14 protein-coding genes are annotated in these 15,841 nt (G+C 32.3%); all 14 read right to left on the reverse strand.

What is annotated here, in order from left to right:
* Position 1: 1 nt before the first annotated feature.
* Entirely contained in the window at positions 2-577 is a 576-nt protein-coding gene (locus tag BN2390_RS13860) for a hypothetical protein (RefSeq protein WP_053984919.1), read from the reverse strand.
* A gap of 23 nt (positions 578-600) precedes the next feature.
* Positions 601-1,506, reverse strand: a complete 906-nt coding sequence (locus BN2390_RS13865; protein WP_053984920.1) for a ribonuclease Z — start codon at positions 1,504-1,506, stop codon at positions 601-603.
* Between the two features lie 151 nt (positions 1,507-1,657).
* Positions 1,658-1,891, reverse strand: coding sequence for a hypothetical protein (locus BN2390_RS13870; protein ID WP_053984921.1), 234 nt, complete (start codon positions 1,889-1,891; stop codon positions 1,658-1,660).
* 210 nt (positions 1,892-2,101) lie between these two features.
* Positions 2,102-3,016 (reverse strand): ribonuclease HIII, encoded by a 915-nt coding sequence (gene rnhC / locus BN2390_RS13875; protein ID WP_082238789.1) that lies wholly within the window; start codon positions 3,014-3,016, stop codon positions 2,102-2,104.
* Between the two features lie 211 nt (positions 3,017-3,227).
* Positions 3,228-5,630, reverse strand: a complete 2,403-nt coding sequence (locus BN2390_RS13880) for a sensor domain-containing protein (RefSeq protein ID WP_053984922.1) — start codon at positions 5,628-5,630, stop codon at positions 3,228-3,230.
* A 33-nt stretch (positions 5,631-5,663) separates the two neighbouring features.
* Positions 5,664-6,752, reverse strand: a complete 1,089-nt coding sequence (locus tag BN2390_RS13885; protein ID WP_053984923.1) for a hypothetical protein — start codon at positions 6,750-6,752, stop codon at positions 5,664-5,666.
* Between the two features lie 122 nt (positions 6,753-6,874).
* A complete protein-coding gene (gene glmM / locus BN2390_RS13890; RefSeq protein WP_053984924.1) occupies positions 6,875-8,224 on the reverse strand; it encodes a phosphoglucosamine mutase in 1,350 nt (449 codons plus the stop codon).
* A 182-nt stretch (positions 8,225-8,406) separates the two neighbouring features.
* Positions 8,407-9,759, reverse strand: a complete 1,353-nt coding sequence (locus BN2390_RS13895) for a CdaR family protein (RefSeq protein ID WP_053984925.1) — start codon at positions 9,757-9,759, stop codon at positions 8,407-8,409.
* Positions 9,752-10,600, reverse strand: a complete 849-nt coding sequence (gene cdaA, locus BN2390_RS13900; RefSeq protein ID WP_053986331.1) for a diadenylate cyclase CdaA — start codon at positions 10,598-10,600, stop codon at positions 9,752-9,754. Before cdaA ends, BN2390_RS13895 begins: the two co-directional genes overlap by 8 nt.
* A gap of 158 nt (positions 10,601-10,758) precedes the next feature.
* On the reverse strand, positions 10,759-11,733 hold the full coding sequence (locus tag BN2390_RS13905; protein WP_053984926.1) for a hypothetical protein: 975 nt from the start codon (positions 11,731-11,733) through the stop codon (positions 10,759-10,761).
* Positions 11,720-12,142 carry a hypothetical protein gene (locus BN2390_RS13910; protein WP_154668830.1) on the reverse strand — a complete coding sequence of 141 codons (423 nt, stop codon included), beginning with the start codon at positions 12,140-12,142 and terminating at the stop codon, positions 11,720-11,722. The genes BN2390_RS13905 and BN2390_RS13910 overlap by 14 nt, the downstream gene beginning before the upstream one ends.
* 17 nt (positions 12,143-12,159) lie before the next feature.
* Entirely contained in the window at positions 12,160-13,386 is a 1,227-nt protein-coding gene (locus tag BN2390_RS13915; protein WP_053984928.1) for a putative glycoside hydrolase, read from the reverse strand.
* 188 nt (positions 13,387-13,574) lie between these two features.
* Positions 13,575-14,414, reverse strand: a complete 840-nt coding sequence (locus BN2390_RS13920) for an MBL fold metallo-hydrolase (RefSeq protein WP_053984929.1) — start codon at positions 14,412-14,414, stop codon at positions 13,575-13,577.
* 107 nt (positions 14,415-14,521) lie between these two features.
* On the reverse strand, positions 14,522-15,775 hold the full coding sequence (locus tag BN2390_RS13925; protein ID WP_053984930.1) for an MFS transporter: 1,254 nt from the start codon (positions 15,773-15,775) through the stop codon (positions 14,522-14,524).
* Positions 15,776-15,841 lie beyond the last annotated feature (66 nt).

The following is a 15,841-nucleotide window of genomic DNA, read 5'->3' on the forward strand; positions in this document are numbered from 1 at the left end:
TTTATTCCTCCACAACCTGGTCCTCACTTACAGGCCCAAGGTCTTTCCAACTGTATATTTTCCATAGTCCTTCTTCTTTAACTAAAGTATATTCCCTTTTTTGAGTCCCTTTAGTCGTATCGTAAATAACTTCTACAAAAGCATCATCTGGGGTTAAGAAATTAATACTTTCTATTTTACTATTATTTAGATATACACCTTCTGTATGGTTCTTAATAAGCTCGGTACGTAAATTTTCTATTTGCTTATTGTAAGTATTTAGTTCTAGTAGTCTATTACTGCATAGAAGTCTTAATGCTAATAGTGTTTGTTTTTCTAACTCATTGTCTGGCTCCCAAGCTTCACTATACTGTACTTCCATAATCTCATTACTTACTTCTATTAGTAGCTTAGGTGTAGCTGGATATTCTGCTTCAATTTGTTCAATAATCCGTTCAATACGTTCATTCATATCAGCCTTTAATTCCTCTTGTATAGCTACTGTATCTACTACATCTGCCACGTCTTGACTTTTCATCGCTAGAAAATAAATACTGCATACGCCTAGCATAATTAATACAGCTATAGCTTTCCTCATGCCTGTCCCCCTTTTAGAAATGTCTACTCCTCGAATCCTATAGTTGTTGTCATTCTATCTGTTCCTGCAATTGTATTTGGAAAAATCTCACAAATGGCAGATACATCTATCTTTGAATTCGGTACCGCTGGGCTAAAATGAGTCAGCCAAAGTTCTTTTACTTCTGCTTTTTTAGCAATTTGTGCTGCTTCACTACTTAGCATATGCTTATATTTTTTCACTTGTTCTAATTCATCCTCAATGTACATTCCTTCACAAATGAATAGGTCTGACCCTTGGACAAACTTTGTAAGTTCTTCCGTTGGTCTACAATCTGTACTATAAGATACTTTAATTCCTTTTCTTGCTTCTCCTAGTACCATATCTGGCGTATATACCTTATTGCTTTCTTCTACAGTTTCACCAAGTTGAAGCTTCTTCCAAAGCTTTTGTGGTACTTGGTTCTCACGTGCTTTCTCTACTACAAACTTAGGCTGCCTTTTATTCTCTATAGCATAGCTAAAGCAAGGTACTTTATGTGGTACAGGAAGCGCACTAATATGAAACTCGCCTACTACTAATTCATTTTTCTCATAAGGTAATTCTATTAAATTTAATGGAAATGTAATATCTCTACATACTACTGTTAAACCATCTACTATTCTCTTAAGCCCTGGTGGTCCAATAATAGTAAGTGGTTCTTCACGTCCTGCATTGCCTAAAGTTAAAAGTAATCCTGGCAGTCCTGTTACGTGATCTCCATGATAATGTGTAAAACAAATAATATCTAAAGTTTTATATCCCCATCCTAACATCTTCATGGTAACTTGTGTACCTTCACCACAATCAATTAAAAGTTTTCTTCCATTATATCTTGCAAGCATTGCTGTCAAAAAACGCTCTGGTAACGGCAACATTCCACCCGTTCCAAGCAAACAAATATCTAACATGTTCTACATCCTTTCTAGACTTATAACTGTATTATATCCTTTTATTCCAACTGTTACAACTTTCCTATCTTATACATTTTTTTATATTGTATTCTATATTCCTAAATACACTAAAGAGCTGTTGTATTTATACAACAGCTCTTTCAAACTTTTATTCGTCTTCAGTTGTAAAGATTTCAAGAACTGGCGCCTCTTTAATAGGTATGGCAAAAGTTTTAATCCATTTATTATAACATGCTTCACATATAATAAATGAATCACTTGTAAGGTCTTTTGAAGAAAAATACCCCCATGTCTTTTCAACTTGTAGATAATCTTCGCAGTTACGCCCATCTGGTTTCTTGATAGGCTGTCCACAACAATTGCACTTTATCTCTTCTTGCATTTTAGGCACCCCCCACCGCTCAAGCGGCCTATATTTCAAGCATGATCTTTCATCCGATGACTATTATCCATAATACTTCATGATCAACTCATCGAAGTAAATGGATACTGCGTCCTTGGATAACATTTGCTAAAATAAGCATGCTAGTTATCCTTAGATCTATTATATACTTTCTATACACAATAATATATAGGTAAATTTTCTCTTATTCTATAAGCTATCTGTAGTTTTAAAATGTAACTTTGCAACCTCATTTAGACGTTCCTTGCCAAATTGGTATACAAATTTCCTACCTGCTTCTACTGTTTGGGCACTTGCTCCTTTTGGGAACTTTTGACCATAAACTTCTTCTAACCCTTGCATGTTGCTTACAAAGGCATCTCTTGCTAATATACTTGCTGCTGCAACAACTACATTTTGTTCTGCACGTGGTCTTTGTTCTAAAGTAATCCCTTTACTTGCTTCTCTTAAACAATTTTTAATCAGCTTCTCATCGCCAAATTGATCCGATAACGCTACTTGTGCCCCTGTTTGCACAACTAATTCATCAATGACTTTAGCATGCCCTGCTGCAAGAAGAAGATTCAGATTTCCTATTTTATTATAAGCAGTATTATATCTTACATTATCAAACACTAGAATTTTATAATCACAAATAACCTTTATTTGTTCGGCTAACTTAGCAATCTTAATATCTGTTAATGCCTTACTATCTGCTACACCTAACATTTTTAATTTTATTTTTAAAGCTTCATCGGCATATACTCCTGCTACTACTAGTGGACCAAAGTAATCTCCTTTACCTGACTCATCTACTCCTATCATTGGAATTTCTAGACGATCACTCATAAATTTGCTGATTACTTTTTCTTGATTCTTACTTGTCCCATTACTATTTATATTATGAATAACTGCTTTTAATTCCTCATATTTCACTTGTGATAAATCTAAAGTAACACCCTTCTTCTTACTTTCGTAAATACGTACTTTTGACTTTTTATCACCTTCTATTACATCAAATTGAATTCCATAATTAATTTCCTGATAAGCTCCAACTTGAAATTCATATTCTATTTGACTGAGTAAGTTCTCTTTTAAAATGTTATATAAATCGTATTTTGACATTCATTTTCCCTTTCTACTTTTGATAGACTTAGTATATAACATTTTTAATTTTTATTGCATAAGTTCTTTTGATTTTGCCTAAACTAGCTCTGAGATAATTGTGATTCCTCCCCATTGAACATTATCTCAAACCCCAACATTAATTGTATAAATATTAAAACCCTAAATATCTATTTTCAAAAGCGATAGCTCCCCTGTCGCTTTCTTTTTTTTATTTTATCCTATCTTGAATAAATTGAATGGCCTCTTCTTCTGGAATAGGCCTACTAAATAAATATCCCTGTATTAAATCACAATTACACTGTTTCAAATACTCTAACTGACCTTCTTCTTCTACACCTTCTGCTACAACCTCTAAAGATAGTTCATGCCCTAAATTAATAATAGCTCCTGTAATGTTTTTCTTTTCATCTTGTAAAATATCATCTACAAATGCTTTTTCTATTTTTAGTACATTAATAGGAAGTTGTTTAAGATACGTTAACGAAGAATATCCCTTTCCAAAGTCATCTAAAGATATTTTAACTCCCTTTTCCTTAATCTTTTCTACCTTTTCAATATTAACGTCTATAGATTCCATTAACATTGTCTCTGTAATTTCTATATGGAGCCTTTCGGGTTCAACATGAGTATGCTCTATAATCTCTTCAATCTTTTCTGCAAAATTATCTTGTATAAGTTGAACAACAGAAATATTCACAGCTACATAAATATCATCTAATCCAGATTCCTTTAATTTATTAATAAATCTACAGGCTTCTTCTACTACCCATGATCCTATAGGTACCATTAATCCCGTTTCTTCTGCAACACTAATAAACCTATCTGGTGGTATCATTGTACCATCTTCTTTGATCCACCTAATTAGTGCTTCAAAGCCCTTAACCTTACCTGTCTCTATTTTCATCTGTGGTTGGTAGTAAAGAGCAAATTCTTGTTTTTGAATGGCTTGTCTTAATTCACTCTCCATTTGAATTTTTTCCAATGTATGCTGTTTAAATTCATCTTCAAAGAAAATATAATTACGTTTCCCCTTATCTTTAGCCCTGTGCATTGCTGTACAAGCTTTATTAAGTACATCCTCAAACGTATCACTACTTTCCTTAGTATAAATGGCTACACCTATACTAAAGGAAATACCGAAGTCAATCTGATCTATTATAAATGTCTCTTCAAAACATCTGTTCAGCTTCTCTATAAATGCTTTTATTTCTTCTTCTCTTATAGTTTCTTTTAATAAAATAGCAAATTCATCTGCTGCTACACGTGCAATAGTAACCTTATCATTTTGTAAGTATTCAAATCGTTTACCAGATTCAGCTAGAACTTGATCTCCACCTTTATAGCCAAAAGAATCATTTACAAATTTAAAATTATCAACATCTAGATAAAGGAACGTACTCTCTTGTTCTTTATGTTCTTCAAATATTTCCTTAAGATAATTCTTATTTGCTAAACCTGTTAACTCATCATAATAAGCCATATATTTAATACGTTCTTCATTAATCTTTTTATCATTAATATCTGCAATAGAACCAGTCATTCTTATCGGGGTATTATCTTGATTACGCAAAATTTTCCCTACAATATATACCCATATGTACTTGTTATATTTATTAAGAACACGACATTCAAAGTCATATTGATCTTCTGTTTGTAATGTACAAAGCTTTACACTATTTTGCACTAACTCTCTATTATCTGGATGAATCCATCCTAAATCAATATTTTCTTGTTCATTCATAGTTTGACAATTAAAAATTTCTTGTACTTTGGGTGAGCAATAGATTTTCTTTTCTTTAAGATCCCAGTCCCAAATTCCAATACTTGCGGTATCAATAACCATACTATAGCGTTCTTCACTAACTTGTAAGGCTTCTTTCTTATCACATAGCTCTTCATATTTTTTCTGCAATTCTTCCTCTGATCGAGCAATTTCTTCATAGAGCTCATTAATTTGGTCTTTATCTTTCTCTGTTAAATCAAATAGAGTAATATCTACTGCAGAAATTTCCATATGAAAATCAGTGTTTTCTCTTTCTTTACTCATTATTTGTTTTACAGTACAAATAGTATAGAGCTTCTTGTAGTTCTTAGATAAGAAATTAAGATCTATTGTTATAATTCCTAGTTTTTGTGCTTTTAAAAGTTTTTCAATTTTCCCATACTCACTTTTAAATAAAACATCAAAAATTGCTTTTTCTCTAATTTCCTTTGAAGAATAGCCCAATGTTTCTCTTGCATATCTATTACAGTAAGTAATCTTTCCATCATGACTAACCTTAATTACCATTAAATCTTTTGATTTTTCCATTTGGCTTATTTCATTGCGATACTTTCTATAGTCTACTAAAAATTTATAACATAAAATAATATAAATACTTGCTACACCTACTATAATGATTCCTATCGCTAGATTAACTTCATTAATATCTTTTTCTAAACCATAGACTACTTGCTCCATCTGCTCAGCAAAATCACCTCTTATGTAATGACTTAATAATTTATAACTTCCCCAAGTTAAAGATACTGCTACTACCAATAAAGTTATTAATACCGTAATAGGATGGCTAATTAATCTCTTTATTGTTATCGTGCCTTCTGTTCTTTTCATAGTTTCCCCCATCTTTTTTAGCATATATGCTAATTAAAATGCTAACAGTGCTTGTACAATATCATATTCATTTAACTCATCGTGCCCCTTCTCTATAAATGCACCAAAATACCTATTCTCTTTGTCTTTCACTTGAAAACTAAGCATTTTTTCCATAGCTAGTGTATAAAGTTCTATGTCACCCACATTTTTTCCTATTTGGCTAATAACTGCATATATGGCAATTGTCTCTTGGTGACTTGTAATCATCCCTGTTTTTGAGTCATATTGTTCATATATCCCTCCGGCTTTTATCTGTTCTTTAAGCCATTTAATTGTCTCAGACTTATATAGTCCATTTTCTGATAGATCCTGCACAATAAGTAAGCTTTCTAAAGTGTCTAGCTTTTCTTGTGTACTATAAGTTTTCTCATCATAATTGTAGTAAGTATAATATAACGGAAAAGAACGACTAATAAAGCCTTTCTCTACAATATCTTTACCTTTTTGGAGGAGGCCCTTCCAATCTACACTATGATTCTCTAATACCGCTAATGCCTTTAAATCTATATCTCCTAGCTCAACTTCTCCCTCTCTTATATCATTCATTGAGTCATAATAAGAATATAACTTTCCTTTTACTACATTATATTTATACATTTGTTCTTCTAAAAGATTAGCTATTTCTTGATATAGTGGATCATCCCAATTTTTGTGTGCTCTTACTGCCAATTTATACATTTTTAAGTTATCTTCAAGAGATGCTTTATGAACAGGTTGAATAGACTCATCTTGAATATAGCCACCAACTGCAATCAATTCTTCCTTAGTCATAAGGCTTTTCATGATTGCTTCAGCCATTTGCTTAAATTCTTTTTCTTGATTATTCTTAAGAAGATATTCTAGATATAAAATTTGAACCTTTGTATTGATATTATCATTACTATAGAGCAACTGATTATGTAATAAATGATTTTTTACAGCTTGTAAGGTATTCATTTCATATTTGTCATAAAAATTATCTTCTATTTGTAAACTTTCTGTTTTAAATATTAATTCCTTTATGTAATGACTTTTTACATATCCTAGTGTGCCTGTCGTTAATATTACAAAAAATACAGTACTTATTATCTTTTTTTTCATTTTTCCACCAACTTATACAACAATCTTCTTTAATCTTATCATATTATATAGGAAATAATAAATATAAATTGCATAAAAATATACAAAATTAAAAAGGCTTATATAAAATAAGCCTTTTTTAACTAATTTAATCGTTCTTCAATTAAGCGAGCAAGTTTTTCTGCTTCTTCTTGCATAACTTGTTTATCTTTTCCTTCGATCATAACACGAACAAGAGGTTCTGTACCAGATGGACGAATAAGCACACGTCCTTCTCCCTTAAATCTATTTTCAAGGGCTGTAATAGATGCTTGAATTTCTAAGTCTTCAAGATAGTCATGCTTATGTTCATTTTTAACAATAGCATTAACTAATACTTGTGGATATACTTGCATAATAGATTTAAGCTCAGATGGTGTCTTACCTGTTTTCTTCATAACATAAAGAAGTTGAATTGCTGTAATAAGTCCATCACCTGTAGTGTTATAATCTAAAAAGATTACATGCCCTGATTGTTCTCCACCTAAATTATAATTATGTTTAAGCATGTTCTCAAGTACATAACGGTCACCAACACGTGTATGGATAAGATTAATCCCCTCTTCTTTACTCATAACAGTAAAACCTAAGTTACTCATAACAGTAGCAACAATTGTATCTTGTTTTAAACGACCATCTTTTTTCATGTCTAAACCAACAATACTCATGATTTGGTCACCATCAATAAGTTCGCCTTTTTCATCTACTGCAAGACATCTATCTGCATCACCATCAAAGGCAATCCCTACTTCCATACCACGTCCTACAACTTGTCTACTTAGGTCATCCATATGGGTTGAACCACATAATTTATTAATATTTACACCGTTTGGTTTATTATGAATGACTTCTACATCTGCCCCTAATCTTTCTAGAGCAATTGGTGCTACTTCTGATGCAGCGCCATTTGCACAGTCTATAAGTACTTTGATTCCTTTTAAATCTCCAGGAATTGTATCACATACATAGTCAATATAAGCTTCTATTGCACTTTCATCAATTGACCATGTTCCTACTTCTTCACCTTCTGGAAGTGGAATACTTTCTGGTCTAGATACGATAAGGTTTTCAATTTCGTCTTCTAATTCATCTCTTAATTTATAACCTTCAGAATTAAAGAATTTAATTCCATTGAATTCAAGTGGATTGTGAGATGCAGAAATCATAACACCTGCATCCATACCTAACTCTTTTGTTAAGTAGGCAACAGCTGGTGTTGGGATAACACCTACACAAATAGCTTTTGCTCCTACAGAACAAATTCCTGCTACAAGTGCAGATTCAAGCATTGTTCCAGATATACGTGTATCGCGTGCTACTAAAATTTTAGGTTGTTTTTTTGTTTCTTTTGTTAATACATAAGCTCCTGCTTGCCCTAAGTGGAATGCAAGTTGTCCTGTTAACTCTTTATTTGCTACACCACGTACACCATCAGTTCCAAATAACTTACCCATTTTATCGCTCTCCATTCTCTTTTCATTAATTTTATACAATTATTTTGTCATTTATATGTCTATTTTGCCCATTTAAAATTATAATACCATTTTACTACACTGACAAGGTTTTAATGCACGTCTAAAAACAAAAAGCTAGAAATCTATACTTCATTCTAGATTTCTAGCTACTTTTACATTCTTTATTCTTCGCCTTCTGGCTGTGTCACTTCTCCTTCTACAGGTGTCTCTACTGGTTCTTCTGTTACAGGAGGTATAACTTCTTCTTGTATTTTTTCTACTTTGATATTTAGATAAATTGGTGTATTAACTACTTTAAATCCTTCTGGGACAACTAACTGTAATGGCATTTTATATTCACCATTTGAAAGTGGGCGAATCTTGCTAAAGTCTATTGTTCCTTTTAATTGATCTGATGTAAATCCTAGCAATTTTTCAGCTGTGCTTGCTAAAATTACATTGACTGAAGGATTTACCATCTCATATTTATAATCCTCAGGTAGCCCTAAAACTTGTAGTTTCATTTCTTCTAGACTAATATCATAACTATAATCTGTTTCTTTTTGAATCTCTAATGTTACATTAGCCTTTGATTCTATATTATCAATATACTCTATACCTTCAGGCAGAATAAAATCTGCTCTAAATGTATTGCTTTGTATAATATTATCTAATGCAATTTTTTCTAGTTTAATTGAGTTGATTTGATCTACAACTTCTGGTTTTCCTACTATAGTTATTTCTTTAGGATTAATAATAATATTAGTCTGAATATAGCCTGCTGGTAGTGTACCTTTAAATTGTGGTTCTAATGGAACCTTCTTTTTCTTGCCTATAGGCAATGTAACCTCTACATATTCAGGGACTTTTTTAACACCAGTAACTTCCTGTCCATCTTTATCTAATAAAGTAATTGGTACAGTATAGCTTAATGTATCTTCTGAAAAGTTCTCTACATTAATATTGATAACTGCAGTTTCAACACTTTCTACACCGCTCTTAGGTCCGCTTATCACCACTTCACTTGGCTTTAAAATTGGATCGAGGGCTGCATATTCACTACTACTCTCATTTTCAATATTATAGATAATCTCTTTAGTTGTTGACTTCTCTCTTTCAAAGATTACACTAATATCCCTTGGTCTAATATCTTCTGCTGTAATACTATCTACACTAATATATACAGGTACTCTTACAGTCTTATCTATAGAGTCTGCATCTTCAGCTGTAAGCATATTCGCATATTGAGTAAGATCGAGTCTTGCATCAATTTGCACCGCATCACTTGCTAGACGCTCCATATCAAGCCTTGGACCTTTTAGAAGTACACGTACTTGCATATTTCTTAGTTCTTCTTCATTCTGTAATACATATCCTTTAGCTTCTAACTCATTAATACCTCTAATGGTTAAAGGTACTCTTACTTCTTTAGTTAAAACTGGATTTTGAGAATTAATAACAAAGAACCATAGTAGAGCTGCAAGTAAAAAAGAAACTATTTTCCAAGGAAGGTTATTGGATAAAAATCTATTCATTTTTTTGTTTTCCTTTCCATAGCATCATTTTTCTTTCATGCTTTTTGCGTCTCTTTGATGATCCTAATATACGTCTTAATCCTTCACCATCAAGGCCTCTTCTAATTTTCCCATTTTTCACAAATGAGATATGTCCTGTTTCTTCTGATACAACAACGACAAGTGCATCTGTTACTTCTGATACACCAATTGCTGCTCTATGTCTTGTCCCTAAATCTTTACTAATTTCTAGACTATCACTTAATGGTAAGAAACAAGTCGCAGCTGATACTCTATTGTGACTAATAATTACCGCGCCATCATGTAAAGGTGTATTTTTCTCAAATATGTTAATAAGTAATTGGCTAGAAACAACGGCATCAATAGGAATACCCGTTCTTTCTACATCTCCAAGTTTCGTTTCTTGTTCAATTACTATTAGTGCACCTGTTTTTACTTTTCCCATTTGTACACTTGCTTTGACAATAGCCTCTACCGTTTCATCTAGGAGACCTTCTATCATTCCCTCTTCTGTAGAAAGAATAGAACCCAATAAATTGCCTCGCCCAATTTGTTCTAAAGCTCTTCTAAGCTCCGGTTGGAACAATACCAGTACTGCAATGGCACCTAAAGTGATCGCATTTGATATAATCCACGAAACAGTATGCAATTGAAATACAAAAGCTACGACAGCCACTACAATAATAATTACAACGCCCTTTAGAAGTGCCCATGTTCTCGTATCCTTAATCCACATAAGAACTTTGTAAATAAAGAATGCTACAACTAATATATCTATAATGTCTCTTATCCCAATATGTGGTAGGCTAAGGTACCCTATCTTATCTAGTGCTTCACTTATTACGTCCAAGTATTGCAACCCCTTTTCCTTATTTTACACTTATTATATCATGATTATATTCAAAATACATCTGGAACTTGTGCTAATTTTAACCTACTAACCAGAAAAAAAGTTGGTAACAAAATTAATCTAATATCTGATTAATTTTGCCCCAACCTCTACTCCTCAATTTCCATAGCATCCTGTTTGTTATGCCCTGTATAAATCTTTTCTATCTTTGTACAATCTACTTGTACTTTAATCTTTGGTACTACTTTTACAAAGTAAAAGTTATCTTCATCTTCAAATTGTACTGTTTCACTTCTAGAATAATCTAGAGACTTAGACATAAATTGAATAATACTTGCTATGACTACACTTAGTATGGACATAACAACCATTAATAATACATTGACCTGTACATTTAAAAATAGAATCGCTATAACAAAGCCTAACATATTCATTGCACCACCAATAACAATAGCCATGTACGGTGCATAATCTATCATTTGCCTTTTTACAATAAATACAATACAAAATACAACGAGTAATATACTCATTGTTGCTAACATAGTTGGATTCTGAACAACTTGTGTTCCTATTATATTTAAGCTATCTAAACATAATTTCAAACTATCTTCTGCTTTTAAAGCTACTTGTACAATAGGTTCTATACATTGAATAGAAAAAACACTTAAAATGCCTATTAATATTGCAACAACAACTTGAAATCCGCCAAATAACCCTGCAATAATCGGCACTGCATAATGTAAATTCAATCTAAATGCTAAGATTGTCAATATAATTACTAAACTTTCTCTAGGATAAAGCCTTATATAAAATATGTACAAACATAGGCAAATCAATCCCATTCCTAGCCCTATAAATAAATTAAAGCTTAATAAATGAATAGTAATAATAAACATGGCACCAATCATTATGTATTGTATAGGTAGCACTGCACCTATACAAGCTATTACCCCTATCATATATCCCCTAGTTAAAAGAGGTGCATAGCCAATGGTACTATTAATTTCTATAAGCATATAAATTACAGTAATGAACTTTGCCATGGCAATAAAAATCTTTTCATACATCTTATAAAACTGTATTGCCCGCTCTCTAAACATCAAAAGGCTTTCATTTGGCTTCATTTCTTTCATCCCCTTTATCCCTACTTTTTTCAAGTTCTTCTAGTGCCTTCAAATTCTTCTTATAGCTATTGATTCTACTTTGTGCCAAATTATATTTCTTTTGATAAATTTGACTTGAAATTACACTATAAGCCAGTATGATAGCAATCATACTCCCCCCATATGGTATGATATACTGTCCTACTACTTCTTCAAGATTGGTTGGCAAGGTTCCCCCTATTTGTAGCTTTGCAAAAATGTAAAGGAACATGATTATACCGGTCATTATAAACACCAGTAATCTTGTTTTAAAATTATTAACGTATATATAGTCTTCTGAAAAGTAACTTGTTATCTTTTTATCCTTATTTAACGATTGCTTTTCCTCTATAGCTAACTTCGACATTAAAATAATTTTATTCTTATCCATGTCCCCCATCACATCCTTTACTCTTGTTCTAACGCATTAGAATGATACTTGCCTGCACCATTCCATAAAAGCCACTCACTACCTAATGCATCATAAGTTGCTTTTATTTGATCTTGCACTTGTTCATCTCCATATTCTTGATAACTACTTAACCACGATGCTGTGAAATCTTGCAACCAAGGCCTTACTTCTGCCATTCTCTCATTTCTTGGTATTTCACTTATAATCATATTAGAGTATTGCATAACTTCTAATATAAGGTCATACGGTTGTAAGTCTGGATGTGCTATTCCAAATGAGCCCTCTCCATAGTGTGAAGGATAAATCATCGGACAAATATAATCTAGATGCTTAATAAGTTCTCTGTAATCTTGTCCTACTATTTCTGCATCAATTTTACTTGTAATAATTGTTCCAAATACATCTGCTGAGACATTTACACCATAAGGATGTAACGCTTCTGTCATATATGCAACAAATTCCGTTATAATCTCTGTTTTACTTTTATCTGTTGGAAAGTTTAAATCTTTTCCTTCCATAGATTCATGGAAACGAATGTAATCAAATTGTATTTCTTTAAATCCTAAGTTAATCGCTTCTTTACTTATTTCTAAAAGGTACTCCCAGTTTCTTTTATCATAAGGATTTAACCAACTTTCACCTTTGCTTGTTTGATAAACACTACTATCTGCTGTCTGCACTGCTTGATCTGGATTTACCTTGGTATAGACGTTATCCTTAAAAGCTACAATACGTGCAATTGGGTAAATATTATTAGCGTAAAGCTTATCTATGACTTCATCCATATTGGGAATAGCCGGCTTTTCTTTAACTGCACTCTGTAACTTTGGATTGTCAGTACTAAAAGTTAAGTATCCATTATCATTTTTAATATCTATAATCATACCATTTACTTCTGTCTCATTTGCTAGTTTTATGAGTTCATCAAGTCGTGCCATATTTGTCGCTGGTAAATATACCCCCTTAATTGGTGGCTTTGCTGTATGTACCTCATACTTAGTATCCACTTGTTCTAAGAAGAAAGGCTCCATAGCTTGCTTACTACTTTGTATCCCCATACTAAAAAGTGCTGCTACATCTTGTAGCTTTAATTTATTTGTAAAGATTAAGGTGGCAGCTACTCCTATTAATAGTATAGAAGCAGTAATAAAATTTCTAACTATCACTTTGTTGCGTTTGTACCTATAATAGCTTCCATAAAGTTTAATCTTATTTTTTCTCACCCTATACGACACTCCTTTTTTCTTCCTTTTATTATAACATAGAATGTTTTTCCTGACGATTATTGTTTTTCTACACAATTCTAAATATTATTTGTGAATTATTGCCAATTTCTTCAAGTTTTAAGCAAAAAAGGAGCAAAAAGAGGCTGTTCTACAACAACCTCTTCTTTTAAACATTTATTTTTTTTTCAAACTGTAAGTTCCATACCATCGTATGAAATTATAAATCCGTGTGGTATGGCTTTTTCTTCTAACGCTTCATGACAAAGTCCACCATTATGAGAAAAATGCGTTAGTATAAATGTTGTCTGCTGTGTTGCACTTCCCATTTCTAATAATCTTTCTTTAATTTCTACACAGCTTTCTAAACCTAAATGACCATATCCACCTTTATGACGTGTACCATGTGTACAGTCTAAACTTATCACATCTAACTTGATATTTTTAAGATATTCAAATGTTTCTTCTGGGAATATACCTGTATCATTTCCATATAAAAGTACTTTTCCTTCTTCTTCAATTAGATAAATCAATGACTGCTCATCTGTTTGATGTTGAGCGAGAAGTGGTGTAACCTTTAACTTTCCAGCCTCATAAGTTTCAAACGGTGTCACTCTATGATAATCAATAAAGTTTTGGTTACCTCCAAACTCTACTTGTACTACTTGGTCTAAATATGCTTCAACCTTATCATTTCCATATACATGTACTGTAGATCCTTTATTGGCTTCATCAAAGTGTGCATAGTTCCCTTCACATCTTGCAACTAAATCCCAAGGATTGAAATGATCTGAGTGTGAATGGGTAATCACAAAATATCTAATCGCTGCTAGATTAAGGTTATATTTAAGTTTATGCAAATAAGCATCTGGTGAAAAGTCCATTAATGTATCTTCATTAATAAGCATACTTGTTCTTGTACGAATATTTTTCCCACCTTCTCTTTCAGCTTGTTTACAAGCTTCGCATTCACAAAAAAGTCCTGGAAATCCTTCATAGGCTGCTGTCCCTAAATATTTAAGTTTCATTATTAGTCTCCTTTTATTCTATCACTCTAAGTGTTAAGATCTTTTCTTATTTTTATTTCCTAAATCTATTTATCATCATTTTAAACTTTAGATAAGTGGACTTACCATTAATGTTTAAATTTTTGCCACATAGGTCTTGCCACTATACAACTTATAATTCCTAATAAGCATATACCTACTAAAACCATACTTGTCACTTGCCATCCATATCCTTCTACAAGTGCACCTAAGCCATAACCGCATAGTCCACTCCCTAGGTAGGTTACACAATTGGTTAATCCTGCCACTAAAGCTGTCTTATTATACTTTGCAAAATAGGTTGGTAGCACACTTACAAGTATGGTGTTAATCCCTAGCATACAAGAAGTGACCACTGCAAATAATAAAACACTCACATAGATATTTGCCCTACCACATACTACAAGCAATGCTAAGCTTATTACACTTACCCCATAAAATATAGCTGTTGTCTTCAAATCATCTCCAGAATTTTTTTCATTAATATATTTAATAAGATAAATACCTGTTAAATTGACAAGTGGTAATAGTGCTGTTAAAAATACAGAAAAATAAGCATGAGTCCCAAATGTATCTGTAATATATTGAGGTACCCAAGTCATAATCCCATCTTTTAAGAATCCCATAATCAAAATAGCAATAAAGATGACCACTAACCCAGATTTAAATAGAACTTTCTTAAACTGTTTCTCTTCAGTTTCTATTATCTCTTTTCCATTGTTAACTATTTGTTTTTCACTATCAATTACTTGAGCTTTATCTATTACCTTTACACAGTGTTTTTCAACTTGCTTTATAGTCATGTGCCATATAAGCGCTGCAATAAATAGCAAGCCTGATGTAAATAAGAAAATATTTCTCCAGATTGATATTTTGAGAAGACTTGAACACATTAAATAGGTAAAACAAGTTCCTAACGCTACAGATGTTTGAATATTAAAGCAGCATTTATGTAAGTAGTCTTCATCCATATACTGTGTATAAAGCTTTACGATAGGTGGCCAAATCAAAGATAAACTTAATCCATTAAGTGACCAAATCAGTAGTAGTTGCCAATAGCTATTAGAAGTAAACATACCAATATTACATATACCACATCCAATTAATCCAACTAAAACTAACCTTCTAGACGAAAAATGATCCCCTATTAAGCCACTTAGTAATTGTCCTATCCCATAACTTATAAACAAAGCTGTAACTACTGCGCCTAATTGAATCGTTGTATAGCCCTCAGTTTGTCCAATTTCAATCATTGATGCTGCATAATTCAATCTGCCTATATATGAAATAAAATACACAAGCCAACTTACTTTAAAAAGTTTTTTTACTAAATCTTGTTGCACGACCTCCACTCTCCTTCAAGCCTATTCTAAAGCTTTCTAAAGAAAATGAAAGTGATGATACTCATA

The organism is Niameybacter massiliensis (assembly GCF_001282685.1).
Classification (GTDB): Bacteria; Bacillota; Clostridia; order Lachnospirales; family Cellulosilyticaceae; genus Holtiella; species Holtiella tumoricola.

Bases quoted from the DNA above. Each gene is read 5' to 3' on its own strand.
- BN2390_RS13860 (WP_053984919.1), bottom strand. From the start codon at position 577: ATGAGGAAAGCTATAGCTGTATTAATTATGCTAGGCGTATGCAGTATT.
- BN2390_RS13865 (WP_053984920.1), bottom strand. From the start codon at position 1,506: ATGTTAGATATTTGTTTGCTTGGAACGGGTGGAATGTTGCCGTTACCA.
- BN2390_RS13870 (WP_053984921.1), bottom strand. From the start codon at position 1,891: ATGCAAGAAGAGATAAAGTGCAATTGTTGTGGACAGCCTATCAAGAAA.
- rnhC (WP_082238789.1), bottom strand. From the start codon at position 3,016: ATGTCAAAATACGATTTATATAACATTTTAAAAGAGAACTTACTCAGT.
- BN2390_RS13880 (WP_053984922.1), bottom strand. From the start codon at position 5,630: ATGAAAAGAACAGAAGGCACGATAACAATAAAGAGATTAATTAGCCAT.
- BN2390_RS13885 (WP_053984923.1), bottom strand. From the start codon at position 6,752: ATGAAAAAAAAGATAATAAGTACTGTATTTTTTGTAATATTAACGACA.
- glmM (WP_053984924.1), bottom strand. From the start codon at position 8,224: ATGGGTAAGTTATTTGGAACTGATGGTGTACGTGGTGTAGCAAATAAA.
- BN2390_RS13895 (WP_053984925.1), bottom strand. From the start codon at position 9,759: ATGAATAGATTTTTATCCAATAACCTTCCTTGGAAAATAGTTTCTTTT.
- BN2390_RS13905 (WP_053984926.1), bottom strand. From the start codon at position 11,733: ATGAAGCCAAATGAAAGCCTTTTGATGTTTAGAGAGCGGGCAATACAG.
- BN2390_RS13910 (WP_154668830.1), bottom strand. From the start codon at position 12,142: ATGGATAAGAATAAAATTATTTTAATGTCGAAGTTAGCTATAGAGGAA.
- BN2390_RS13920 (WP_053984929.1), bottom strand. From the start codon at position 14,414: ATGAAACTTAAATATTTAGGGACAGCAGCCTATGAAGGATTTCCAGGA.